Source organism: Pseudomonas sp. KBN10P06128, from assembly GCF_037574945.1.
In the GTDB taxonomy this organism is placed as follows: domain Bacteria; phylum Pseudomonadota; class Gammaproteobacteria; order Pseudomonadales; family Pseudomonadaceae; genus Pseudomonas; species Pseudomonas aeruginosa.
Genome location: NZ_JBBELR010000001.1, coordinates 6742870 through 6765832, shown reverse-complemented (window position 1 = coordinate 6765832; position 22963 = coordinate 6742870). Strand labels below are relative to the sequence as shown.

At 67.0% G+C, this 22963-nt stretch carries 22 protein-coding genes; 9 read left to right on the top strand and 13 right to left on the bottom strand.

The features are described 5' to 3' along the window. The first annotated feature begins 46 nt into the window (after positions 1-46). The 3 genes from VQ065_RS31535 (at position 47) to VQ065_RS31525 (ending at position 3663) form a co-directional block, all read left to right on the top strand. A complete protein-coding gene (locus tag VQ065_RS31535; protein WP_014604138.1) occupies positions 47-1441 on the top strand; it encodes an aspartate aminotransferase family protein in 1395 nt (464 codons plus the stop codon). A gap of 1 nt (position 1442) precedes the next feature. Continuing rightward, on the top strand, positions 1443-2810 hold the full coding sequence (locus VQ065_RS31530) for a glutamine synthetase family protein (RefSeq protein WP_003097049.1): 1368 nt from the start codon (positions 1443-1445) through the stop codon (positions 2808-2810). A gap of 94 nt (positions 2811-2904) precedes the next feature. Next, complete coding sequence (locus tag VQ065_RS31525) at positions 2905-3663, top strand: SDR family NAD(P)-dependent oxidoreductase (protein ID WP_003097046.1); 759 nt, start codon at positions 2905-2907, stop codon at positions 3661-3663. Positions 3664-3710: 47 nt separating this feature from the next. On the opposite strand, the gene VQ065_RS31520 is transcribed toward VQ065_RS31525, so the two are convergent. After that, positions 3711-4454 (bottom strand): hypothetical protein, encoded by a 744-nt coding sequence (locus tag VQ065_RS31520; protein WP_003097043.1) that lies wholly within the window; start codon positions 4452-4454, stop codon positions 3711-3713. A gap of 160 nt (positions 4455-4614) precedes the next feature. Here VQ065_RS31520 and VQ065_RS31515 point away from each other — a divergent pair, with 160 nt between their 5' ends. The 3 genes from VQ065_RS31515 (at position 4615) to VQ065_RS31505 (ending at position 7765) form a co-directional block, all read left to right on the top strand. After that, a complete protein-coding gene (locus VQ065_RS31515; protein WP_003097040.1) occupies positions 4615-5097 on the top strand; it encodes an acyl-CoA thioesterase in 483 nt (160 codons plus the stop codon). 378 nt (positions 5098-5475) lie between these two features. After that, positions 5476-7179 carry a YbaL family putative K(+) efflux transporter gene (gene ybaL / locus VQ065_RS31510; RefSeq protein ID WP_003099695.1) on the top strand — a complete coding sequence of 568 codons (1704 nt, stop codon included), beginning with the start codon at positions 5476-5478 and terminating at the stop codon, positions 7177-7179. Position 7180: 1 nt separating this feature from the next. Next, entirely contained in the window at positions 7181-7765 is a 585-nt protein-coding gene (locus VQ065_RS31505; RefSeq protein ID WP_003097034.1) for a YqaA family protein, read from the top strand. Between the two features lie 37 nt (positions 7766-7802). On the opposite strand, the gene pdxY is transcribed toward VQ065_RS31505, so the two are convergent. Continuing rightward, entirely contained in the window at positions 7803-8669 is an 867-nt protein-coding gene (gene pdxY, locus VQ065_RS31500) for a pyridoxal kinase PdxY (protein WP_003097032.1), read from the bottom strand. 32 nt (positions 8670-8701) lie between these two features. On the opposite strand from pdxY, the gene VQ065_RS31495 reads away from it, so the two are divergent. Continuing rightward, complete coding sequence (locus VQ065_RS31495; RefSeq protein ID WP_003121391.1) at positions 8702-9202, top strand: DUF3301 domain-containing protein; 501 nt, start codon at positions 8702-8704, stop codon at positions 9200-9202. A gap of 12 nt (positions 9203-9214) precedes the next feature. On the opposite strand, the gene VQ065_RS31490 is transcribed toward VQ065_RS31495, so the two are convergent. Beyond that, positions 9215-10003 carry an OXA-50 family oxacillin-hydrolyzing class D beta-lactamase OXA-488 gene (locus VQ065_RS31490; RefSeq protein WP_003097028.1) on the bottom strand — a complete coding sequence of 263 codons (789 nt, stop codon included), beginning with the start codon at positions 10001-10003 and terminating at the stop codon, positions 9215-9217. A gap of 71 nt (positions 10004-10074) precedes the next feature. Then, positions 10075-10953: an alpha/beta hydrolase PoxA gene (gene poxA / locus VQ065_RS31485; RefSeq protein ID WP_003097022.1), complete on the bottom strand. Its 879-nt coding sequence runs from the start codon at positions 10951-10953 to the stop codon at positions 10075-10077. Positions 10954-11034: 81 nt separating this feature from the next. Here poxA and VQ065_RS31480 point away from each other — a divergent pair, with 81 nt between their 5' ends. Then, a complete protein-coding gene (locus VQ065_RS31480) occupies positions 11035-12801 on the top strand; it encodes a sensor histidine kinase (protein ID WP_003097020.1) in 1767 nt (588 codons plus the stop codon). Further along, positions 12798-14141, top strand: coding sequence for a sigma-54-dependent transcriptional regulator (locus tag VQ065_RS31475; protein ID WP_003097018.1), 1344 nt, complete (start codon positions 12798-12800; stop codon positions 14139-14141). Before VQ065_RS31480 ends, VQ065_RS31475 begins: the two co-directional genes overlap by 4 nt. An 18-nt stretch (positions 14142-14159) precedes the next feature. On the opposite strand, the gene VQ065_RS31470 is transcribed toward VQ065_RS31475, so the two are convergent. From VQ065_RS31470 to VQ065_RS31430, 9 genes are all read right to left on the bottom strand, one after another. Further along, positions 14160-15509 carry an APC family permease gene (locus VQ065_RS31470; RefSeq protein ID WP_003097016.1) on the bottom strand — a complete coding sequence of 450 codons (1350 nt, stop codon included), beginning with the start codon at positions 15507-15509 and terminating at the stop codon, positions 14160-14162. A gap of 101 nt (positions 15510-15610) precedes the next feature. Beyond that, positions 15611-16279 (bottom strand): N-formylglutamate amidohydrolase, encoded by a 669-nt coding sequence (locus VQ065_RS31465; RefSeq protein WP_073660292.1) that lies wholly within the window; start codon positions 16277-16279, stop codon positions 15611-15613. A 67-nt stretch (positions 16280-16346) separates the two neighbouring features. Beyond that, positions 16347-17678, bottom strand: coding sequence for a glutamine synthetase family protein (locus tag VQ065_RS31460; protein ID WP_003097012.1), 1332 nt, complete (start codon positions 17676-17678; stop codon positions 16347-16349). After that, positions 17675-18328: an isochorismatase family cysteine hydrolase gene (locus VQ065_RS31455; RefSeq protein ID WP_003097010.1), complete on the bottom strand. Its 654-nt coding sequence runs from the start codon at positions 18326-18328 to the stop codon at positions 17675-17677. The genes VQ065_RS31460 and VQ065_RS31455 overlap by 4 nt, the downstream gene beginning before the upstream one ends. 4 nt (positions 18329-18332) lie before the next feature. Continuing rightward, entirely contained in the window at positions 18333-19190 is an 858-nt protein-coding gene (qapR, locus tag VQ065_RS31450; protein ID WP_003097009.1) for a transcriptional repressor QapR, read from the bottom strand. Positions 19191-19392: 202 nt separating this feature from the next. Beyond that, positions 19393-20175, bottom strand: coding sequence for a MetQ/NlpA family ABC transporter substrate-binding protein (locus VQ065_RS31445; protein ID WP_003097007.1), 783 nt, complete (start codon positions 20173-20175; stop codon positions 19393-19395). A gap of 76 nt (positions 20176-20251) precedes the next feature. Continuing rightward, positions 20252-20929, bottom strand: coding sequence for a methionine ABC transporter permease (locus VQ065_RS31440; protein ID WP_003097004.1), 678 nt, complete (start codon positions 20927-20929; stop codon positions 20252-20254). Continuing rightward, positions 20929-21936 (bottom strand): methionine ABC transporter ATP-binding protein, encoded by a 1008-nt coding sequence (locus VQ065_RS31435; RefSeq protein WP_003097002.1) that lies wholly within the window; start codon positions 21934-21936, stop codon positions 20929-20931. Before VQ065_RS31435 ends, VQ065_RS31440 begins: the two co-directional genes overlap by 1 nt. Before the next feature lie 206 nt (positions 21937-22142). Continuing rightward, positions 22143-22931: a PA5502 family lipoprotein gene (locus VQ065_RS31430; protein ID WP_073657448.1), complete on the bottom strand. Its 789-nt coding sequence runs from the start codon at positions 22929-22931 to the stop codon at positions 22143-22145. Positions 22932-22963 lie beyond the last annotated feature (32 nt).

Genomic DNA, 22963 nt, shown 5'->3' with positions numbered 1-22963 from the left:
TGATCACAAATGAAAGTTGTGCGAAATAAAAAACGAGGTGTTCGAAATGACCGCCAGTGGCATCGCCGAAGCCGCCGTGGAAACCTTCATGGCCCGCGAGCAGCAACGTTTCCTTGCGCAAAATCCACAGTCCGTCGCGCTCGCCGAGCGAGCCCGGCGTGCGTTGTTCGACGGCGTGCCGATGCACTGGATGAGCGATTGGTCGACACCCTGTCCGCTGTTCGTGGAGCGTGCCCACGGCGCGCGTTTCCATGATGTGGATGGCCACGTCTACGTGGACTTCTGCCTGGGCGACACCGGCAGCATGTTCGGTCATTCTCCGGCGCCGATCGCCCGGGCACTCGCCGAGCAGGGCGCGAACGGCCTGACCACCATGCTTCCGGGGGAGGATGCCATCGTCGCCGGCGAGCTGCTGGCGCAGCGCTTCGGCCTGCCGTTCTGGCAGGTAGCGACCACCGCCACCGACGCCAACCGCTTCGTCCTGCGCTGGGCGCGTGCGATCACCGGTCGCAAGGTGGTGCTGGTATTCGACGGTTGCTACCACGGCACGGTCGACGACACCCTGGTTCGCTGCCGCGACAGCCGCACCGTGCATCGCTCCGGCCTGCTCGGCCAGGCCCACGACCTCACCCAGTTCAGCCGCGCGGTGCCGTTCAACGACCTCCAGGCCCTGGAGCGGGCGCTGGCCAGCGAAGACGTGGCCGCCGTGCTCTGCGAGCCGGCGATGACCAACATCGGCATGGTCCTGCCGCAACCCGGCTTCCACCAGAAGCTGCGCGAGCTGACCCGTCGTCACGGCACGCTGCTGATCATCGACGAGACCCACACCATCTCCACCGGACCAGGCGGCTGTACCCGCGCCTGGAAACTCGAGCCGGACTTCATCACCCTCGGCAAGCCGATCGCCGGCGGCGTACCGTGCTCGGTGTATGGTTGCAGCGCGGCGATGGCCAGCGCCATGCAACTGGCCAGGACACGCGCCAGCGAGCAGAGCGAAGGCCACGGCCACAGCGGCATGGGTACCACGCTGTCGGCCAACGCCCTGGCGATGCGCTGTATGCGCGCCAACCTGGAAGAAGTGATGACCGATGCCGCCTACGCCCACATGCTGCCCCTGGCGGCGCGTCTGGCCGAGGGCTTCCGCAGGATTATCCACAAGCACGGCCTGGCCTGGTCGGTGACCGAGCTCGGTGCGCGCAGCGAGTTCCAGTTCTGCCCGCAATCCCCACGCGACGGCGCGGCCGCCGAGGCGGCGTTCCACGACAGCCTGCAGATGGCCTTGCACCTGTATCTGATCAACCGCGGCATCCTCATCACGCCGTTCCACAACATGACCCTGTGTTGCCCGGACACTCGCGAAGAAGACGTCGGCCGCCTGCTCTCCAGCCTCGACGAGGCGCTCGGCGAGCTGCTCGCCATACCCGGCGCGCGGGAGGCCTGAGATGCATTTCGCCGATCCGCGGGAAGCCCGCGAGTTCCTCGCCGCACACCCCGAGGTGCGCAGCATCGAGCTGTTCCTGATCGACGCCAACGGCGTGCCGCGCGGCAAGCTGCTGCATCGCGACGAGCTGCTGGCGGTCTACGAAAGCGGGCGGCCGCTGCCGAGCACCATCCTCGGCCTGACCATCAATGGCGATGACGTCGAGGAGACCGGCCTGGTCTGGGACGTCGGCGATGCCGATTGCTGGACCTTCCCGCTGCCCGGCAGCCTGACCCTGCAACCCTGGCGGCGGTCACCGACCGGACAGGTGCAGGTCAGCATGCATCCCGAGTTCGGGCTACCGGCCGCGGCGGGCGATCCCCGGCATGTGCTGCAGCGGGTTATCCACAGCCTGCAGGCGGAGGGTTTCCACCCGGTGATGGCGGTGGAACTGGAGTTCTACCTGCTCGACCGCGAACGCGACAGCGACGGCCGGCCGTTGCCGGCGTTGCAGATGAATGGCCAGCGGCCGCGGGCGACCCAGGTCTATGGCGTCTACGAGCTGGAGCAGTTGCAGCCATTCCTCGATGACTTGTATGCCGCCTGCGAGGCCCAGGGCCTGCCGGCGCGCACGGCGATCTCGGAGTACGCGCCGGGGCAGGTGGAGATTACCCTGCAGCACCGCTTCGACGCGCTCCAGGCGATCGACGAAGGCGTGCGCTACAAGCGCCTGGTCAAGGGTGTGGCGAATCGCCATGGGTTGCAGGCCTGCTTTATGGCCAAGCCGTTCGCCGATCTATCCGGCAACGGCCTGCACCTGCACGTCAGCCTGGCCGACGCCGCTGGCAACAATCTGTTCGCCAGCGAGGACCCGGCCGGGACCCCGCTGCTGCGCCAGGCCATCGGTGGAATGAAGGCGTGCCTGCTGGAGTCTTTGGCGCTGTTCTGTCCGAACGCCAACTCGTTCCGCCGCTTCCAGGCGAACAGCTACGCGCCGCTGGCGCCGACCTGGGGAATCAACAACCGCACCGTGTCGCTGCGGGTTCCCGGCGGCCCGCCGTCCAGCCGGCACATCGAGCACCGCATCTGCGGCGCCGACGCCAATCCCTACCTGGCGGCGGCGGCGTTGCTCGCGGCGGTGCGCCTGGGTATTCGCGAGCGACTCGACCCCGGTGCGCCGATCACTGGCAACGGCTACGCTCAAGCCACCCAGGCGTTGCCGAGCGACTGGCTGACCGCGCTGCGCGCGCTGGAGGGCTCGGCCTGGGCGCGCGAGGCGCTCGGCGAGGATTTCCTGAAGATCTACCTGGCGATCAAGCAGGCCGAATACCGTGCCTTCATGGGCGAGGTCGGCGAGCAGGACTGGCGCTGGTATCTCAACCAGGCCTGAATGAACGGCTGCCGGCGTTGCCGGTCAGTCATTGAAGCGGGCGGCCGATTGGCCGTCGGTGTTTTCCACGCGGCACAGGAGTAAGGAAAAGCAGATGAGCACGCCCGTCGTTCTTATCACTGGTGCAGCCGGCGGCTTGGGCCGGGCAATCGCCAAGCGTTTCGCCCAGAGTCATTGGCGCATCGCCGCCACGGATGTGGATAAGGAGGGCCTGCACGCGCTGAACGCGCAGGTGCCGTTGGACGCCAGCGGGGTCGCCGACCTGCGCAGCGCGGATAACTGCCATACCCTGATGTCGAAGATTCTCGCCCGTACCGGACGTCTCGACGCCCTGGTGAATGCCGCGGGCGTCTGGCGCGAGGGGCCTGTGGAAAACTTCACCGAGGAGGATTTCGACCTGGTCCTGGGAGTCAACCTCAAGGCCTCCTTCTACATGTGCCAGGCCGCGATTCCCTACCTGAAGGAAAACCAGGGCAGCATCGTCAACATCTCCAGCGACTCCGGACGCCAGGCCTACCGGGGTTCGGCGGCGTATTGCGCGAGCAAGGCGGCGCTGACCATGCTGAGCAAGACCCTCGCGCTGGAACTGGCCGAGCAGGGCGTGCGGGTCAACGCCGTGTCGCCGGCGGATATCGCCACACCGATGCTCGACTACCAGGCCGAACGCTATGGGATGGGCAATCCGGATGGCTACAAGCGCGCGCTGCTGAAGGATTATCCACAGGGCAAGGCGGCACGCTTCATCCGCCCGGAAGAAGTCGCCGAGCTGGTCTGGTATCTCTGCGGCCCTCAGGCCGAAGCGATCACGGGTGCCGACCTGGCGGTGGACTTCGGCCTGTCCGCTGGCCGCTGAGTGGATTTTCCACGGGTCGCTCCGCTGGAGCGGCCTGTGGAAAAGTTTCAGTCGTCCCTGGCCTGACTGGATATCTTCACCCAGTTACCGGCGGCGGCGATGCCCATGCCGCCGTAACCCTGGCAGTCCCCGCCAAGGCTCTCCACCACTCGCAGGTCGATGCCTTCCTGCCATACCAGCAGGCTGCAGCCGGCGCCCAGGCCTTCGCTGCGCAGTCGGTAGAGGGCGCCTTGCCCCTCCAGCCGACCGGACAACTCGCCGACTGCCGCGGGCCCATATTCCATCAGTTTCTCCGGATTGCCGATGCGCATCAGGGCGAAGCTCGCCTGGTAGCCGCCCTTCACCGGTTCGATCTGCAGGCTTTCCCATTCGGCCTGCCCGGCGTAGCGCAGGTAGTGCCCGGCGAGGCCCTGGAGGGACGGATAGTCGACTTTCAGGGCAATCTGTTCCAGGTTGTAGCGCGTGGCCTTGCCGCTGTAGCCGCGATCCAGCGCCAGGTTCATCCAGGCGCGGGCGTGTCCCGGTTGCCCGGCCTTGAGGCTGGTCAGCGCGAGATTGTTCAGCGCCTGTTCCGAGTCGGCTCCGCCCTGTTCCTGGCGCTCGGCCAGGCGCAATTGCCAGGCGAAGGCGTCCAGCGCCTGTGGATAACTCCCCTGTCGATAAGCCTGGGTGCCGCGCGTGTTGCATTCCGCGGCGGTGGCGCAGGGCGTATCCTCGGCCTGGATGGCAGCGGCACCGATGCCGGCAAGCACGGCCAGGGCCAGGAGAAGGATGCGAATGGCGGCAGGCATTGGCGCGATTCCCGGTGGAAAAGGGCCAGTCTAGAAAAGCCCGCGGATGTCTGCACGACCCGGCGCGATTTCGATCATGACGATTGAAAATTTGTGGCCGCTGCCGTCTTCGTTTGCGTCTATGGTGTCCCCCGCCCGTCCTGATGAGAGAAAAAGCGCTATGCAACCCGGAAACAACCAACTGTCGATGACCGTGCTGATGACCCCGGACATGGCCAATTTCTCCGGCAATGTCCATGGCGGTACCCTCCTGAAGTATCTCGACGAAGTCGCCTATGCATGCGCCAGTCGCTATGCCGGTCGCTACGTGGTGACCCTGTCGGTGGATCAGGTGATCTTCCGCGAGCCGGTGCATGTCGGCGAACTGGTGACCTTCCTCGCTTCGGTCAACTACACCGGGCGGACTTCCATGGAGATCGGCGTCAAGGTCATCACCGAAAACATCCGCGAGCAGTCCGTGCGTCATACCAACAGCTGTTTCTTCACCATGGTCGCCTTGGATGACGAGCGCAAGCCGGTGGCCGTCCGCCCGCTGGAGCTGGAAACCGCCGAGCAGAAGCGCCGCTTCGCCCAGGCCCAGCAACGCCGCCAGCTGCGCGCGGAGCTGGAGGCCCGCTACCAGGCGATTCGCGAAGACGGTTGAAGAAGGCTGCCGGTGTCCGGTCGAGCCCGCTTCGGACCTGATGCCGTTTCGCGAATTTTCGCAGCTTTTCATAAGAAAACGCAGAAGTTTGCCGCTGCTGGCGTCCATTCCTGACATTTCTTGATAAGAAACCGGCGTGCCTGTTAAAACTCCAGCAACGTCAACGGGTTAACCTGTCGGTATCGCGCCGGGTTTCTCCAGGAACCATAGCCGCCGTCGGGTCGCTCGAATGTCATGGGCCGGTCGCTCTGCCCGGCTCCGTTGGCGGAAAGCCTTTCCGCCTTGCCGTCACGGGCGCGGGTCCGTGATCCATTTCGAACGTCGTCGTCCGCCGGCCAGGCCGCGGAGGAGGCGTTCCCCGTGTTGCCGGGAGTCCTGATGCACCATACGCCGTTACTCACCACACTCGCCGCGGGGTTCGTCCTCGCCTTCCTCTTCGGGGCCCTGGCCAATCGCCTGCGCATTTCGCCGCTGGTCGGCTACTTGCTCGCAGGTGTTCTGGCCGGGCCGTTCACTCCCGGTTATGTCGCCGACCAGGCGCTGTCGCAGGAAATCGCCGAACTCGGCGTGATCCTGCTGATGTTCGGCGTCGGCCTGCACTTCTCGCTCAAGGACCTGCTCTCGGTGAAGGCCATCGCCATTCCCGGGGCGCTGGTGCAGATCGGCGTCGCCACGCTGCTTGGCATCGGCCTGGCCAAGCTGCTCGGCTGGAGCTTCGGCGGCGGCCTGGTATTCGGCCTGAGCCTGTCGGTGGCCAGTACCGTGGTGCTGTTGCGCGCCCTGGAGCAGCGCCAGTTGCTGGACACCAAGCGTGGCAGGATCGCCATCGGCTGGCTGATCGTCGAGGACCTGGCGATGGTCCTGACCCTGGTGCTCCTGCCGGCGCTCGCCGGCACCCTCGGCGGCAAGACCGACGGCGGCGACGCCGGTCTGCTCTGGCCGCTGCTGATTACCCTGGGCAAGGTCGCCGCCTTCGTCGCCCTGATGATCTTCGGCGGTCGCCGGGTGGTGCCCTGGGTGCTGGAGAGGATCGCCGCCAGCGGTTCGCGGGAACTCTTCACCCTGGCCGTGCTGGCCATCGCCCTGGGCATCGCCTATGGCTCGGCGGTGCTGTTCGGGGTGTCCTTCGCGCTAGGCGCCTTCTTCGCCGGGATGATCCTCAACGAGTCCGAACTCAGCCACGAGGCGGCGGAGAACTCGTTGCCGCTGCGCGACGCTTTCGCGGTGCTGTTCTTCGTCTCGGTGGGGATGCTGTTCAATCCGATGATCCTGTTGCAGGAGCCGCTGACGGTCCTGGCCACCTTCCTGGTCATCGTCTTCGGCAAGTCGGTGGCCGCCTACCTGATCGTCCGCGCCTTCGGCCATCCGAACAGCACCGCACTGGTGATCGCCGCCAGCCTGGCGCAGATCGGCGAGTTTTCTTTCATTCTCATCGGCCTGGGCATTGGCCTCGAACTGGTGCCGGAGCAGAGCCGCGACCTGGTGCTGGCCGGGGCGATCCTGTCGATCCTGGTCAACCCGCTGCTGTTCATCGCCATCGATCGCCTGCAGCAACGCAAGGAGCAGCGCCTGGCGGAGGCCGCTGGCGGAGTCCGCGAGATGCCGGCGCAGGACCTGCCGCCGCCGATCCTGGAGCGCGAGCATGCGGTGCTGATCGGTCATGGCCGGGTTGGCGGGTTGGTCAGCGCTCGCCTGCGCGCCGCCGGGACGCCTTTCGTGGTGGTGGTGGACAAGCGCGACAAGGCCGACGAACTGCGCGAACAGGGCTACAGCGTGGTCCTCGGCAACGCCGCCAGTCCCGGCGTGCTGGAACTGGCCAACATCGCCGAGGCGCGCTGGTTGCTGATCGCCATTCCCAACGGCTTCGAGGCCGGGCAGATCGCCAGCCACGCCCGCGCGGTGAACCCGCCGCTGGACATCGTCGCCCGGGCGCATTTCGACGCCGAGGTGGACTACCTGGAGCAGAACGGCGCCAACCTGGTGATCATGGGTGAGCGCGAGATCGCCTGCGGCATGGTCCATCGCCTGGGACTCGACCGTGACGAGCGCGGCGCCGACGCACCGCTGCCGCAGTCGGCCTGACATGTTGCGCCGTCTCTACGACTGGACCCTGCGCCTGGCCGGCCATCCTCGCGCGGAGCTGGCCCTGGGCGGGGTGACCTTCGCCGAAAGCTCGTTCTTCCCGATTCCGCCGGACGCCTTGCTGGTGCCGATGGTCCTGGCCAACCGGGCCAAGGCCTGGCGCTACGCGACGATCTGCGCGATCAGCTCGGTGCTGGGCGGCATCGCCGGCTATTTCATCGGCTTGCTGCTGTTCGAGAGCGTGGCCATGCCGATCCTGGCGTTCTACGGCTTGCTGGAGAACTTCGAACAGGTCGCCGAACGCTACAACGAACTGGGCTGGCTGATGGTGCTGCTGGGCGGCGGCTTCACGCCGCTGCCGTACAAGGTGATCACCATTACCAGCGGAGTGACCCAGCTCGACCTCTGGCTGTTCGTCGGCCTCAGCCTTGTCGCCCGCAGCCTGCGCTTCGCCGCTACCTGCGCTTTGCTGTTCTGGGCCGGCCCTCGCCTGAAGACCCTGATCGAGCGGCGCCTGGGCATGGCTTTCGTGCTGATGGCGGTGATGGTGGTCGGTGGGTTGATGCTGGGGAAATACGTTCTTTGAGCTGCCTGTGGATGATTTTCACCCACTGGGGCGGAGACTAAAGGCGCACTGCGTCGAAACGAACCCTTGGATGTGCGATCCGATCCTGCGCCCGCACCAGCTCCAGCTCGTAGCTGCCGCAGGCCTGGGTTTCCAGCAGCACTTCATGGACCGCGGCGCCGGTGAATTCGAAGGCGTTACGCAAGTCGTCGCCGAGCAGCAGGCGAGAGAGGAACAGCCCCGAGGCCAGGTCACCGACCCCGACCGGTTGCCGCGGGAAGGCCAGCAGCGGGCGTTGCAGGTGCCAGACCTGGTCGGCGGCCACCAGTAGCATCTCGAAGGTGTCGCCGGCCTTGCCCGGATAGTTCAGGTGCTTTACCAGGATTGCCCTGGGACCGCGTGCCAGCAGGCTCCGTGCCATTTCCACGCAGTCGGCGAGGGAGTTCGGCTGGCGGTCGCAGAAGCTGTCCAGCTCCAACTGGTTGGGGCACAGGTAGTCGGCGACCGCGGCGGCTTTTTCCAGCAGGAAGTCGCTGACTTCCGGGGCCACGATGCAGCCTTTTTCCGGGTGGCCCATGACCGGGTCGCAGAGGTACAACGCCCGAGGATTGGCCTGTTTGATCCGTGCCACCACGTCGAGAATGGCGCGGCCCTGGGCGGCGCTGCCGAGATAGCCGGACAGCACTGCGTCGCAGTTGCCCAGTTCGCCGATGCCGGCAATACCGTCCACCAGAGCCGGAATCTGCTCCGGCGGCAGCACCTGCCCGGTCCATTGACCGTACTGGGTGTGGTTGGAGAATTGCACCGTGTTCAACGGCCAGACGCTGATTCCGATGCGCTGCATCGGGAACACCGCCGCGGCATTGCCGGCGTGGCCGAAGACCACATGGGACTGGATGGCGAGCAGGTGGGGCGTACGTGGCATGAGACGACTTCCTACAGCTGAGTCGGCGCAGTATGGGGGCTAATTCACATGGCGAAAACACCCCCCACTCGCTGCCTGCCGGGAGAACGGGTAAGCTGGCCGTCCCCCTACACCGGATTCCGCTCGTGACCCTGGGTAACCTTTTCGTCATGCTCCTGTTGGGCGCCGCCGCAGCCTGGTGGTGGCGCGCCCATGGCGTGCGCGAGCGGGCGTTACTGCTGGCCAAGCAGCATTGCGCCAAGCAGGGCGTGGAACTGCTCGACGAGAATGTCGCGCGCCGGCGCCTGCGCCTGGCCCGTGACCACCGTGGGCAGTGGCGGCTGAGCCGCGAGTTCGGTTTCGAATTCACCGTCAGCGGCGAGGAACGCTACGCCGGGCGCATCGTCATGTATGGCTATCACCTCGGCGCCATCGAATTGGCCCCGCATCGCTTCGAGGCGGCCGCCGAGGTCGACAACCCGCCGGTGCATAGCGCCGAGGTGATTCGCCTCGACGAGTGGCGGCAGTCCCGGCAGAAAAAGGTCGGCGACTGAGGCGGCAGAGCGTCAGGGCAGTATCCCGAGAGCCTTGAGACTGGCCTTGCCCAGTTCGACGCGCTTGCCGATGTCGGCCTCGCCGCCGGGCATGTCGATGTTCAGGGCGAAGCCGTAGAGCCGCTCGTTGCGCTTCACCCAGCCCACCCACCAGCCGAGTTCCGGCGTGCAGTCGAAGCACCAGCCGGTCTTGCCGTGCAGCTCCCAGCCCGGGCCGCTTTCCAGCAGGGTCATGGCGCGCACGGTGGACTGCACCGGGGCGGGGAATGGCAATTCTCCCTGCGCCAGTCGGAGCAGAAAGCGGGTCTGTTCCATCGCGCTGATCTTCAGCGGTCCCACCAACCAGAAGTTATCCACAACCTGGCCGATTTCCGCGTTGCCGTAACCCAGGCGCGAGACATTGGCGCGCATCCGCTCCAGGCCGATGCGCCGCGCCAGTTCCTGGTAGACCGGTACGTTCGATGCCTTGATCGCGTCGCGCAGGCTCATGTCGTGCTCCCAGGCCTTGAAGCGCTGGGGTTTGCCGCCATAGGGAAGAACCTCGTCGGCGGATCTAACCGCCCCTGTGGATAAGCCGATCAGGCTGTTCGCCACCTTGTAGGTGGAAGCGGGAACGAAGCGGGTTTCCGCGCGCTCCCGGTCATGGCCGACATAGCGCTGCCGCTGCACATCGTAAAGGACGAAGGTGCCTTTCACACCGGCCGCTCCGAATAGCTTGTCCACGGCCCGGCTGTCGTTCCATTCGCTGGCCTGGGCATGCCCGGAGAGCAGGAGAAGGGCGCTGAAGAGGAGAGGGCGCATGGCTCGGTCCTGTGGGGGTCATCCTCCCTGGGACCGATGGATGAGCGCCGGATTCCCTACGGAAGGAGCGTTCATGGATTGGGCAGGAGAAAGTCGCGTACGCGTTCGGCGGCAGCGGCCGGGTCTTCCTGCATGAAGCAGTGGCCGCCGACCACCGCGTGGGCGCTGACCTGGGGGTTGAGCGAGCACCAGCGCGCCACCGACTTGGCGACGAAAGGGTAGGTGCGGTCACCGTAGAGCACGCGGGTCGGCGTGGTGATCTTGCCCAGCGACGGCCACAGCCGCCTGGGGAAGGAGCTGAAGATCTCCGCTTCGCGGCTTGGCCGGCACTTCAGCTCGACTCCGCCGTCGCTCTCCTTCAGCGCATATTCCACGTAGGCCCACAGCGCCTCGTCGGTCCAGCCCTTGAAGATACCGCGGCCGCGCAAGCCGGCGTAGGCGGCTGCGCGATCGGGCCACTGGCTGCGGCGCAGGCGCGCCTTCTTCGCCAGGCTGCCGCGCAATTGCAGGCCGAGGGTCTCGGAAAGTGCCATCACGCCGATCATCGCCGGGGTGAACAGTACCGGGTCGAGCAGCACGGCGCGGGCGAACAGGGTGGGATGGCGGGCCAGGACGAGGCTGCTGAGGACGCCGCCGAAGCTGTGCCCGCAGGCCAGTCGCTGGACATCGCCATAGGGACCGCGCCCGGCCTCGAAGGCCTCCACCGCCATCTCGGCGTTGCGGTTCCAGCCGTGGAAGCGGCCGCCATGGTCGCTTTCGCCGTGGCCCTGGATGTCGCACAGCCAGAGGTCGAAATCCTCCGCCAACAGACGCAGCATCGGTTCGTAGGTGCGGCCGCAGAAGCCGTTGCCATGGAGGAAATGCAGCAACGGCTTGCCGCTCGGTTCGCTGCGCCAGCCGCGCAGGGTGAAACCGGCGGAGCAGGAATGGGACCAGGGGGATAGCGACATGGGCAGACTCCTCGTACGGCGCGCAGTGTAACCGGGCGCCGTGCTATCGTCGCCGCTTCCCGCCGCCGTTTCGATCCGCCGATGTCCTTGTCCCGTCCGCTGCGCCTGTTCCTGCTGTTGTTGCCGCTGCTCGGCGGCCTGCTGCTGTCCATGGACTGGGCGGGACGCCAGGCGCGGCAGCAGGCGCTACGCGCCGAGGGCGAACAGGTGCGCAAGCAGCTGGACCTCTACGCCGGCTCGCTGCAGACCCTGATCGAACGCTTCCGCAGCCTGCCGGCGGTACTCGCGCTGGATCCGGATCTGCGCGCGGCGCTGGCCGGGCCGATCGACGGCGAGTTGCAGCAGCGCCTCAACCTCAAGCTGGAAAGCATCAACCTGGCCGCCCGCTCCTCCACCCTGGAGCTGCTCGACCGTACCGGGCTGGCCGTGGCGGCGAGCAACTGGAACCTGCCGACCAGCTACGTGGGCCACAACTACGGTTTCCGTCCCTATTTCCGCCAGACCATCGCCCAAGGCTCCGGACGTTTCTATGCGGTCGGGGTGATCAGCGGGATTCCCGGTTATTTCCTGTCCCACGCGGTGCGCGCTGAGGACGGCAGCTTCCTGGGCGCAATCGTGGTCAAGCTGGAGTTTCCCGATCTGGAACGGCAGTGGAACCAGACCCCCGACCTGGTCCTGGCCAGCGACGCCAAGGGCATCGTGTTCCTCGCCAACCACGCCGGTTGGCGCTACCGCGAACTGGAACCGCTGGATACCGTGGACCGCTTCGAACTGGCGGAGACCCGGCAATACGATCGCCAGCCCCTGACACCCCTGCGCCACCAGACCTTGCGCAGCTACGGCGAAGACAGCCGTCTGGCGCGGGTGGAAAGCGCCGACGGCGAGAAGGACTACCTCTGGCAATCGCTGGACCTGCCCAACGACGGCTGGACCCTGCACTTGCTGCGCGACACCGCGAGCATCCAGGACGACGTCGCCACCGCGCGCCTGGCCGCCGCCGGCACCTGGCTGGCGCTGGTCTTCCTCGGCTTGTTCCTGCACCAGCGCTGGCGTATCGCCCGCCTGCGGCAACGTAGCCGGGAGGAGCTGGAGCGCCTGGTCGAGCAGCGCACCGCCGACCTGCGTACCGCGCAGGACGGCCTGGTGCAGGCGGCCAAGCTGGCCGCCCTGGGGCAGATGTCGGCGGCCCTGGCCCATGAGATCAACCAGCCGCTCACCGCCCAGCGCATGCAACTGGCCAGCCTGCGCCTGCTGCTCGACGCCGGACGCCACGACGAGGCGCGCCAGGCGTTGCCGCGCATCGACCAGATGCTCGAACGCATGGCCGCGCTCACCGGCCACCTGAAGACCTTCGCGCGCAAGAGCGCCGGCGGCCTGCGCGAGCGTATCGAGTTGGGTCACGTGGTCGAACAGGCGCAGCAGTTGTTGCTGCCGCGAATCCGCGCCGAACGGGTGGAGATCGAGCAGGCGCTGCTCTGGCCGGCCTGGGTGATGGGTGACGCGATCCGCCTGGAACAGGTGCTGGTCAACCTGCTGCGCAACGCCCTGGATGCCGTTGCCGGCCAGGAGCGGCCATGGATCCGCCTGGCCCTGCAACGGCTTGGTGGCGACTGGGTGCTGAGCGTCGCCGACAACGGCGGCGGGATTCCCGCCGAGCACCTGGGCAGCGTCTTCGATCCGTTCTTCACCACCAAGCCGGTGGGAGAGGGACTCGGCCTCGGCCTGGCGGTATCCTATGGGATCGTCCACGAACTCGGCGGCCGCCTGCAGGTCGCCAATGCCGAAGCGGGAGCGGTGTTCAGCCTGATCCTGCCGGCGGCCCCCGATGACACGAGCGTAACGACATGAGCGACCAGGTGATCTTCGTCGACGACGAAGCGACGATCCGCGAAGCGGTGCAGCAATGGCTGGAGCTGTCCGGCTTCGAGGTGCGCCTGTGCCTGCGCGCCGAGGAATGCCTGGAAGCGTTGGACAAGTCCTTCGCCGGGGTGGTCATCAGCGATGTGCGCATGCCCGGCATGGAAGGCCTGCAACTGCTCGCCAACCTGCAGGCGGTCGATCGCGACCTGCCGGTGATCATGGTCACCGGGCACGGCGACGTGCCGATGGCGGTGGAGGCCATGCGCCAGGGTGCCTACGACTTCATCGAGAAACCCTTCACGCCCGAGCGCCTGCTCGGCAGTTTGCGGCGCGCGCTGGAAAAGCGCCGCCTGGTGCTGGAGAACCGGCGCCTGAAGGAGCAGGCCAGTCTCAAGGACCAGGTCGATGCGCGTCTGCTCGGCGTGTCCAAGCCGATGGAAGCGTTGCGCCGGCAGGTTCTGGCCCTGGCGCCGACCCCGGTGAACGTCCTGATCCGTGGCGAGACCGGCAGCGGCAAGGAACTGGTTGCCCGCTGCCTGCACGACTTCGGGCCGCGCGCCGACAAGCCGTTCGTGGCGCTGAACTGCGCGGCGATTCCCGAGCAACTGTTCGAGAGCGAGCTGTTCGGTCATGAGAGCGGCGCCTTCACCGGCGCGCAGGGCAAGCGCATCGGCAAGCTCGAGCATGCCCATGGCGGCACCCTGTTCCTCGACGAGATCGAAAGCATGCCGTTGGCGCAGCAGGTCAAGCTGCTGCGCGTCCTGCAGGAGCAGCAACTGGAGCGGCTCGGCTCGAACCAGAGCATCCACGTCGACCTGCGGGTGATTGCCGCGACCAAGCCCGACCTGCTGGCCGAAGCACGTGCCGGACGCTTCCGCGAGGACCTGGTGTATCGCCTGAACGTCGCCGAGCTGCGCCTGCCGCCGATCCGCGAGCGTCGCGAGGACATCCCGCTGCTCTTCGAACATTTCGCCAGCGTTGCCAGCCAGCGCCTCGGCCGCGAGCCGCAGCCCGCCGCGCCGGCGGAACTGGCGCGGCTGATGGCCCACGACTGGCCGGGCAATGTACGCGAGCTGGCCAACGCCGCCGAGCGTCATGTCCTCGGCCTGGAGCGCGGGGACGCGGAGGAAGGCGGCGGCCTCACCTCGGGGCTGGCGGAACGCATGGAAGCCTTCGAGGCGGAGTGCCTGCGCCAGGCGCTCGGCCAGTGCCGCGGGGACATCAAGGCGGTGATGGAGTTGCTGCAACTGCCGCGTCGGACACTCAACGAAAAGATGCTGCGGCATGGCCTCAGCCGCAGCGATTTCGTCGGCGAAGAGCCGGCCTGAAGCAGCCCTCGCGAGGCGTCAGAGATCCTTGGCCAACTCCGTTGGCGCCTGGCGCCCGCCGCGTTGCAGCAACGCCAGGTAGACCAGCCCCACCGCGATCCAGGCCAGTCCGAGCAACTGTGCGTCGAGGCTCATGCTGTACAGCACGTAGGCGATGATCGCCAGGCCCACCAGCGGGAACAGTAGATGCCGCAACCACCGGCCGGAGCGCTGGCGGCGGTAGTAGTGGTTGATCACGCTCAGGTGCAGCAGGCAGAAGCCGGTGAGGGCACCGAAGTTCACCAGTGAGGTGAGCACGTCCGGTGCGTCGAGGAAGGCCCAGCCGATTCCCAGCGACAGCACCGCCACCAGGTACAGGCTGACGTGCGGCGTCTGGTAGCGCGGATGGACCCTGGCCAGCGCGCGCGGCAGCCTGCCGTCGCGGGCCATCGAGTAGAGCAGGCGCGAGACCGCTGCCTGCGAGGTGATCGACACGGTGACACCCCAGGCCAGCGCGGTGGCTACCGCTGTCAGCATCGACAGCCACTGGCCACCGGCCGCTTCGGCGATCTCGTAGAAGGCGGTGTCCGCCGACTTGAAGTTCATCCCGGCGGCGAGGTCGGTGGCCAGCCAGGTCTGCGCGATGAAGATGCCGCCCATGATGAACAGCGCGATCAGCGCGGCGCGGCCGATCTGTCGCGCGGGATCGCCCTTGACCTCCTCGGCGAGGGTGGAGATGGCGTCGAAGCCGAGGAACGACAGTACGGCGATCGAGGCGGCCTTCATCACCAGGCCGAGATCGAAGGCCTCCGGGCGATACAGCGGCTCGAGGGTCAGCCGGCCGTTGCCCAGGCCGCCTTCCAGCGCCTGGTAGCCGACCACCAGGAAGATCGCCAGGACCACCAGCTCTCCGATCAGGAACAACAGGTTGGCGCGGGCGGCGAAGGTGATGCCGCGCAGGTTGACCAGGGTCGCCGAGACCAGGAACAGCAGCATCCAGGCCAGCTTGGGGATCGCCGGGAACAAGTGGTTCAGCGCCAGCGCGCTGAACACGTAGAGCAGCGGCGGGATCAGCAGGTAGTCGAGCAGCAGCACCCAGCCGGCGATGAAGCCGACATGGGGGTGGATGCCGCGCTGGGCGTAGGAATACACCGAGCCGGCAATCGGAAAGGCCTTGGCCATGGCTCCGTAGCTGAGGGCGGTGAAGAGCATCGCCAGCATGCCCACCAGGTAGGCCATCGGCACCATGCCGTGGGCGTCGGCATGGACCCAGCCGTAGACCCCGAACGGGGCGATGGGGATCATGAAGATCATCCCGTAGATGATCAGGTCGCTCAGGGACAGGCTGCGGCGCAGCTGTTGCCGGTATCCGAACTGTTCGATGGCCATGACGGGCTCCTCGGGAAAAGGCAGCGTATTGTCGTTATCGGCGCCGCACGCGAAGCGGGCCTCTTTCTCGTTATTGGCGACCGGCGGCGCCGGTCATCGCATCAGAGCCAGGGATACAGACGCTCGGCCCAGGCGCTCACCGCATCCGGCGTGCGCAATCCATCGTTGCGGATCTCCAGCAGCACCGCTTCCAGACCGCGTGCGTCGCCATGCACCGGAACGGTAGTGTCTTCCGCCGGGTCGATCGCATAGGGCTGGTTGCCGGCGACTTCCAGGCCGTGCCGGCGCAAACCGTCGAGGATGCGCCCGGCGTAGGCGCCGGCGTTGCGATAAAGCACCCCGGCAACCAGCGGGCGGGGTCTGCCGTGGTACACCGGGGTAAAACTGTGCACGCCGACCACGCGGGTCGGCACGCCGGCGGCCTGGCGCTCGCCGAGCAGTTGCGTCAGGCGCTGGTGGAACGGATGGAACAGGCAATCCTGGCGATAGCGGCGCACCGTCTCGGACAGCTCGCGGTTGCCGGGAACCGGGTAGATCTCGCTGTGCGGCGGAATGCTGTCGGGTGCCTCCAGCGGTCGGTTCAGGTCGATCAGCAGGCGCGAGTAGCCGGCCGCCAGCAATGGCGCGTCGAGCCGCCGGGAAAGCTCTTCGGCCAGCGCCAGGGCGCCGATATCCCAGGCGATGTGTTCTTCCGCCGCGGCCTGGTCCAGGCCGAGGCGCTGCAACTCCAGCGGGATGTGCCGGCTGGCGTGCTCGCAGACCAGGACCACCGGGCTGCGCCCTTCGGGGTTGAGCAGGCGGTAGGGTGGCAGCTGGTAGATGCCGAGTTCGGGGTTGTCAGTAAAGCTCGGCATAGTGGCGGCACAGGTCGTCGTCGGAAAGGCCCGCCGTCAGTGCCAGTTCGTGGCGCTTCATGGCGAGGTAAGTGTCCAGCAGCGGCTTTGGCAGCTCGGCGCAGAGCGTCTCGTCGCGCTGCAGGCAGTCGAGCGCATCGCCGAGGGTCGCCGGCAGGGCCTGGATGCCGCGGGCCTGGCGCTCTTCGTCGCTGAGGCCGTGCGGATCGACATCGGCCAGGGCGCGCAGCGGCAGGCGTCGTTCGATGCCCAGGCGGCCGGCGATCAGCACCGCGGCCATCGCCAGGTGCGGACAGGCAGTGGCGTCCATCGGCCGGAATTCCAGGTTGTACTGCTTGCCCAGCGGCTTGCCGCCGACGCTCACCACCGGGCAGATGCGCAGCGCCGCTTCGCGGTTGCGCAGTCCCAGGCAGGCGTAGGCGGCGCTCCAGTGGTGGGGTTTCAGGCGCAGGTAGGAGGCGGCGGTAGGCGCGGTCAGCGCGCACAGCGCTGGCAGGTGCGCGAGCACGCCGGCGGCCCAGTGCTCGCCGAGTTCGGAGAGATCGTTGGGTCGACCGGGCTCGTATAGCAGCGGGCTGCCGTCGGCATGTTGCAGGCTCAGGTGCAGGTGTACCCCGTTGGTCACCGCGCCGGGTGCCGGCAGCGGTGCGAAGCAGGTACGCAGGCCCATCTGCCGCGCCACTTCGCGAGTGACCTCGCGGACGTTCACCGCGCGGTCGGCGGCGGCCACGCCCTGCGCCGGGCGGCAGGTGACCTCGTACTGGCGCTGGCCGTATTCGGGGAGGAACATCTCCGGCTCGGTGCCGGCCTGGGCCAGGGCGCTGACCAGCCAGCCGGGGAACTGCCCGGCGGCACGCTGGGCCTGCAGCGAAAACGCCGCGGCCGGACGCTCGCCGGGCAGGCCGAGCAGGCTGAATTCGTGTTCGAACGCCGCGATGACCTGCAGGCCGCTGTCGCGATAGCGCTCCACCTCGGCCAGCAGCAGGCCGCGCGGGCAGGCCGGCCACGGCGTGCCGTCGGTTTCCACCAGGTTGCCGTGCAGGTAGTCGAGCGCCGGCGCAGCGGCGTCGGGACCCTGCTCGACGCGCACCCGGCTGTTCGGGTCGGGCAGCAGGCGCAGGTCGCCGTGGCTGCCCCAGGGGCTGCTCTCGTCGATCAGGTCCTGCGGGGTCAGCGAACTGTTCGCCGGTACCCAGCCGCAACCGCTGGCCAGTTGCTCTTCCAGGGTCGCCAGGGGCAGCGAGCGCCCGCGGGTGATGCCGGCCAGGTCGGTGGTGACGAAGCTGACCAGGCGTACCGGCTGCAGGCGGTTCACAGGTTGCTCCGGCCGAGGGCGGCGATGCGTTGCAGGACGGTCTCGGTGTCGCTGATCCAGCAGTAGCCCTTGATCGCTTCCAGGCAGGCCTGGTGGCGTTCCGGGGTATGGGTGGCACAGGCATCCTCGACCAGGGTGACCAGGTAGCCGCGGTCGGCGGCATCGCGCACGGCCATGTCCACGCACTGGTCGGTGACCACCCCGCAGACGATCAGGTGGCGGGTGCCGAGGTTGCGCAGTACGTAGTCGATGGCGGTGGAGTTGAAAACGCCGGAAGAGGTCTTCGGCAGCACGATCTCGTTGGCGGTCGGCTCCAGGGCGTCGATCACCCTGGCGTCCGGGCTGCCCTTGGGCAGGTGCATCTCCGACAGCTTGTGATCCAGCGAGCGGTCGCGACCATCGGCGGTGAGGCTCTCGATGACGGTGTGCAGGACGTTCTCGTCCACTGCGCGCATGGCCCCGAGCAGGCGCTGCTGGTTGGGGATCACCTGGTTCTGCACGCGCTCGTAGAAGTAGCCGGCCGCCTGCGGATCGACGTGCGGGTCGCGCCCCGGCTCGACCCAGGCGCGCTGCATGTCGACGAACAGGATGGCGGTCTGCCGGCGGCCGAACGGCAGGTCGCGCGGCGAGTGGTGGGGCAGGCTGAACATCGGGTCATTCCTCCAGAAGATGACTGCTGAACGCGTTGCGGAGCTGGTCGATGCCCTCCAGGCGTTCGTCGAGCGGCGCGCCCATGCGCGCCACCAGGGTCGCAACCAGTGCCTCGACCTGGGCCATGGCCGGCACCAGCGAGTCGAAGGGCGAGGCGGATTCCACTGGCGAACTGACGATCAGGTCGGCGTGTTCGCGCAGCGGCGAGGCGTAGATGTCGGTGAACAGCACCAGCCGTGTGCCGCGTGCCTTGGCGGCCTGGGCCACGTGCTGGGCCTGGCTCTGGTAGCGGCGATAGTCGAACAGGACCAGCAGGTCCTGGCGGCCGAGGTCGTAGAGCTGGTCGGGGAGCAGGGCGCCGTCGTCGAGTAATCGGCATTGCGGGCGCAGCAGGCGCAGATGGGTGACCAGGTAGCCGGCGAGGAAACGGCTGAAGCGTCCGCCGTGGCAGTGCACGCGCAGGCGGCTGTCGAGCAGCCAGTCGGCGAGGCGCTGGATGTCATCGGGGCGGGTCAGGCCGAGGGTCTGTTGCAGGCTCTGGCCAGCCTGGTCGAGGTAGCGCGCCCAGGTGTCGTCGCGGCCCATCCGCTCGCGGCGTTCGGCGAGCAGGGTGCGCGGCGAGCGCAGGCGGTCGTCGACGTCGGCCAGCAGCGCTTCCTGGAAGTCGCCGTAGCCGGCGAAGCCGAGCTTTTTCACCAGGCGCATGATCGTCGGGTCGCTGACTCCGGCGTGCCGGGCCAGGCGCGTCATCGGACCGAGGCCGAGGCGCGGGTAGTCATCGAGCAGGGCACGCACCACCTTGCGCTCCGCGGGCGTCAGTTCGGCGGGCGGGGAGGCCAGGCGTTGTTTTAGTTCTTGCATGGGGCATCCTCGAAGGTGGGTCGATTGTGTAGTGAGTTTTTCAGATTGTTCAATATGTGACGGAATGTTTTTTTCACTACATTCTCCGCAAACGACCGAATGACCGCTGTCGTGGCACGGCAGGCAGACGTGCGGCCGGGCCGGAAACGAAAAAGCCCGGTCGAAGACCGGGCTTTTTCCAGGGGCGGTTACGCGGCTTGGCTCAGAACGCCGGCACCACCGCGCCTTTGTATTTCTCCTGGATGAACTGCTTGACCTCGGCGCTGTGCAGGGCCTTGGCCAGCTTCTGCATGGCGTCGCTGTCCTTGTTGTCCGGCCGCGCGACCAGGATGTTCACGTAGGGCGAGTCGCTGCCTTCGATGGCCAGCGCATCCTTGGTCGGGTTCAGCTTGGCTTCCAGGGCGTAGTTGGTATTGATCAGCGCCATGTCGACCTGGGTCAGCACGCGCGGCAGGGTCGCGGCTTCCAGTTCGCGGATCTTGATGTTCTTCGGATTGTCGACGATGTCCTTCGGCGTGGCGGTGATGCTCTTGTTGTCCTTGAGCTTGATCACCCCGGCCTTGTCCAGCAGGAGCAGGGCGCGGCCGCCGTTGGTGGCGTCGTTGGGGATCACCACGGTAGCGCCGGAAGGCAGTTCGTCGAGCTTCTTGTACTTGCTCGAGTAGGCGCCCAGCGGCTCGATGTGTACGCCGGTCACGGCGACCAGGTCGGTGCCCTTGGCCTTGTTGAACTCATCGAGGTACGGCTGGTGCTGGAAGAAGTTGGCGTCCAGGCGCTTTTCCGAGACCTGCACGTTCGGCTGCACGTAGTCGGTGAACTCCTTGATCTTCAGGTCCACGCCTTCCTTGGCCAGCAGCGGCTTGACCACGTTGAGGATCTCCGCGTGCGGCACCGGGGTGGCCGCGACGGTGAGGGACTCGGCGGCCTGGGCGGCGGTGAGGCCGAGCGCCGCGACAGCGGAGAAAGCAGCAAGCAGTTTTTTCATCTTCAACTCCTTTCGAGGTGTTCCTGGCGGCTGTGGATAACCGCGGCGCTCAGGGTTTTGGGCTTGGCCGGCAAGCTTACTTGCGCGAGAAGTGCACCACCAGCTTGTCGCCCACGGTTTGCAGAATCTGGACGAGGATCAGCAGCATCACCACGGTGACCACCATCACGTCGGTCTGGAAGCGCTGATAGCCGAAGCGGATCGCCAGGTCGCCCAGCCCGCCGGCGCCGACCACTCCGGCCATCGCGGTGTACGAGACCAGGGTGATGGCGGTGACGGTGATGGCGGCGATGATGCCCGGCCGGGCTTCCGGCAGCAGGGCGTTCCAGATGATCTGCCGGGTGCTGGCGCCCATCGCCTGGGTTGCCTCGATGATGCCCTTGTCGACCTCGCGCAGCGCGGTTTCCACCAGGCGCGCGAAGAACGGCGTGGCGCCCACCACCAGCGGCGGGATGGCCCCGGCGACGCCCAGCGAGGTACCGGTGATCAGTACGGTCAGCGGGATCATCACGATCAGCAGGATGATGAACGGCAGCGAACGGAGGATGTTCACCACTAGCGAGAGCAGGGTGTAGACCGCCTTCTGCTCGAACATCTGCCGTGGCCCGGTAAGGAACAGCAGGACGCCGAGGGGCAGGCCGAGGACCACCGTGAACAGCAGCGAACCGCCGAGCATCCAGAAGGTGTCGACGCTGGCCAGCCAGATTTCGTACCAGTCGATGTTGGCGAAGCTCATGGTTTCGAAGAAGTCCATCAGCGCAGTACCTCCACATGTACGTCAGCGGCGTTCAACTGGCTCATGGCGGCTTCCAGGTCACCGCCGACCAGGGCCAGGGTCAACTGGCCGTAGGGCGTGTCCTTGATGCGGTCGATGCGTCCGGAAAGGATGCTGTAGTCGACCCCGGTCTGCCGAGCCACGGTGCCCAGCAGTGGCGCATAGGTGGCTTCGCCGCGGAAGGTCAGGCGCAGGATGAGACCCGGCACGTGGGCGAAATCGTCGTGACGCTCGTCTTCGTCGACCCGTTCGGCCTCGAACACGAAGCGGCGGGTGGTCGGGTGCTGCGGATGGAGGAAGACATCGGCGACATCGCCCTGCTCGACGATGGCGCCGCCGTCCATGACCGCGACCTGGTCGCAGACACGACGGATCACGTCCATCTCGTGGGTGATGAGGACGATGGTCAGCTTCAGCTCGCGATTGATTTCCGCCAGCAGTTGCAGGACCGAGGCGGTGGTCTGCGGATCGAGGGCGCTGGTGGCCTCGTCGCAGAGCAGGATGCTCGGCCGGCAGGCCAGGGCGCGAGCGATGCCGACGCGCTGTTTCTGTCCGCCGGAGAGCTGGGCCGGATACTTGCGCGCGTGGTCGGACAGGCCGACCCGCGCGAGCAGCTCGGAAACCCGTGCATCGACTTCGGCACGGCTGAAGCCGCCGGCCAGGCGCAGGGGCATGGCGATGTTGTCGGCGACGGTCTTCGAGGACAGCAGGTTGAAGTGCTGGAAGATCATCCCGACGCGCTGGCGGAAACGGCGTAGGCCTTCGGCGTCGAGGGCGGTGACGTCTTCGCCCTCGACCAGGATGCGGCCGCCGCTGGGCTCCTCGAGGCGGTTGATCAGGCGCAGCAGGGTGCTCTTGCCGGCACCGGAATGGCCGATCAGGCCGAAAATCTGCCCGGCCTGGATGTTCAGGCGGGTCGGTTGCAAGGCGGGGATTTCCCGACCGGCAACTCGATAGGTCTTGTGGACGTCGTGGAATTCGATCACTGGGCGAACCTTGTGGGTGCGGCGATGCTGTTACGGCTGGAGCACGGGCTTGGCGGGAAGCATGGGCGGTCAGCTAAACCGAGCATTTTACCTTGCTTTCTTATGCATTATTAATATTTATTGGTGATGAAAAAACATTGAAATGGAATAAGCGTCTGGCTCGCTCCCGACAAGCGCTTTCTGCTGCGGCCGGGGCTGGACCGGCCTCAATTCCGGGGGGTAAGTATCAATCGGGTCGGCTTGTCGGCCTGTACGACATGGCTGAGATGCAGGTCGAAATCGGGTGAGAGCTTCTTCACCCGCGCCAGGAGCTGGTCGGAAACCAGCGGATAGTCGCTGTCCCGGCGCACTTCGATATGCACCCTGCAACGGTAGGCGACGACATCCGCGGCCACCGCATCGAGCACCGCACCGAGCCCGCCCTGGCCGGTGCCGTCGAGCATCGGCAGGGGCACGGCGCTGCTGGCCGCTTGCGGATCGATCAGGTGGGGAGCGCCGGGCAGCGGCTTCAGTTCGCCGTCGGGCGGCGTCTGGATGATCTGCTGCATCTGCTGCTGGGCCGCCTGCTGCATGCGTCGGGCCTGCTCGGCGCGGGCGGGATCGACCTTGGCGCGGTTGATCGCACCGTCCAGCCCGGCGGTCAGCGCCGGCGCTTTGGGCATCAGTCCGCGGGCATGGCCGAGGGCACTGGTGGCGGTGTTGAGGTCTCCTTGGCGCAGCGCGGTTTCCCCGCGCTGCATGTAGGCCTCGGCCAACTGGCGGCGGAATGCTTCGACGCGCTCGTCGCCGGCGGCTGCGCTGCGCAGGGCCAGCCATTGTTGCTCGGCCTGTTCGAGCTTGCCGGCGGCCAGGGTTTCCTGCAGTTCGGCATAGGGATCGGCGGGCTGCGCCTGGGGCGCGACCACCGGCGTCGGTTGCGACGACGCATTGCCCTGGCAGGCGCTGACCAGCAGCGCCGCCGCCAGGATGGACAGCAGGCGAAAGAAGGACGACATCATTCCTGCGGGTTCTCGTTTGGTCAAAAAAT

Bases quoted from the DNA above. Each gene is read 5' to 3' on its own strand.
- VQ065_RS31455 (WP_003097010.1), bottom strand. From the start codon at position 18,328: ATGTTCAGCCTGCCCCACCACTCGCCGCGCGACCTGCCGTTCGGCCGC.
- VQ065_RS31520 (WP_003097043.1), bottom strand. From the start codon at position 4,454: ATGCCTGCCGCCATTCGCATCCTTCTCCTGGCCCTGGCCGTGCTTGCC.
- qapR (WP_003097009.1), bottom strand. From the start codon at position 19,190: ATGCAAGAACTAAAACAACGCCTGGCCTCCCCGCCCGCCGAACTGACG.
- VQ065_RS31515 (WP_003097040.1), top strand. From the start codon at position 4,615: ATGCAACCCGGAAACAACCAACTGTCGATGACCGTGCTGATGACCCCG.
- VQ065_RS31505 (WP_003097034.1), top strand. From the start codon at position 7,181: ATGTTGCGCCGTCTCTACGACTGGACCCTGCGCCTGGCCGGCCATCCT.
- VQ065_RS31475 (WP_003097018.1), top strand. From the start codon at position 12,798: ATGAGCGACCAGGTGATCTTCGTCGACGACGAAGCGACGATCCGCGAA.
- VQ065_RS31535 (WP_014604138.1), top strand. From the start codon at position 47: ATGACCGCCAGTGGCATCGCCGAAGCCGCCGTGGAAACCTTCATGGCC.
- VQ065_RS31480 (WP_003097020.1), top strand. From the start codon at position 11,035: ATGTCCTTGTCCCGTCCGCTGCGCCTGTTCCTGCTGTTGTTGCCGCTG.
- pdxY (WP_003097032.1), bottom strand. From the start codon at position 8,669: ATGCCACGTACGCCCCACCTGCTCGCCATCCAGTCCCATGTGGTCTTC.
- ybaL (WP_003099695.1), top strand. From the start codon at position 5,476: ATGCACCATACGCCGTTACTCACCACACTCGCCGCGGGGTTCGTCCTC.
- poxA (WP_003097022.1), bottom strand. From the start codon at position 10,953: ATGTCGCTATCCCCCTGGTCCCATTCCTGCTCCGCCGGTTTCACCCTG.
- VQ065_RS31440 (WP_003097004.1), bottom strand. From the start codon at position 20,929: ATGGACTTCTTCGAAACCATGAGCTTCGCCAACATCGACTGGTACGAA.
- VQ065_RS31490 (WP_003097028.1), bottom strand. From the start codon at position 10,003: ATGCGCCCTCTCCTCTTCAGCGCCCTTCTCCTGCTCTCCGGGCATGCC.
- VQ065_RS31530 (WP_003097049.1), top strand. From the start codon at position 1,443: ATGCATTTCGCCGATCCGCGGGAAGCCCGCGAGTTCCTCGCCGCACAC.
- VQ065_RS31525 (WP_003097046.1), top strand. From the start codon at position 2,905: ATGAGCACGCCCGTCGTTCTTATCACTGGTGCAGCCGGCGGCTTGGGC.
- VQ065_RS31495 (WP_003121391.1), top strand. From the start codon at position 8,702: ATGGGGGCTAATTCACATGGCGAAAACACCCCCCACTCGCTGCCTGCC.
- VQ065_RS31470 (WP_003097016.1), bottom strand. From the start codon at position 15,509: ATGGCCATCGAACAGTTCGGATACCGGCAACAGCTGCGCCGCAGCCTG.
- VQ065_RS31430 (WP_073657448.1), bottom strand. From the start codon at position 22,931: ATGTCGTCCTTCTTTCGCCTGCTGTCCATCCTGGCGGCGGCGCTGCTG.
- VQ065_RS31445 (WP_003097007.1), bottom strand. From the start codon at position 20,175: ATGAAAAAACTGCTTGCTGCTTTCTCCGCTGTCGCGGCGCTCGGCCTC.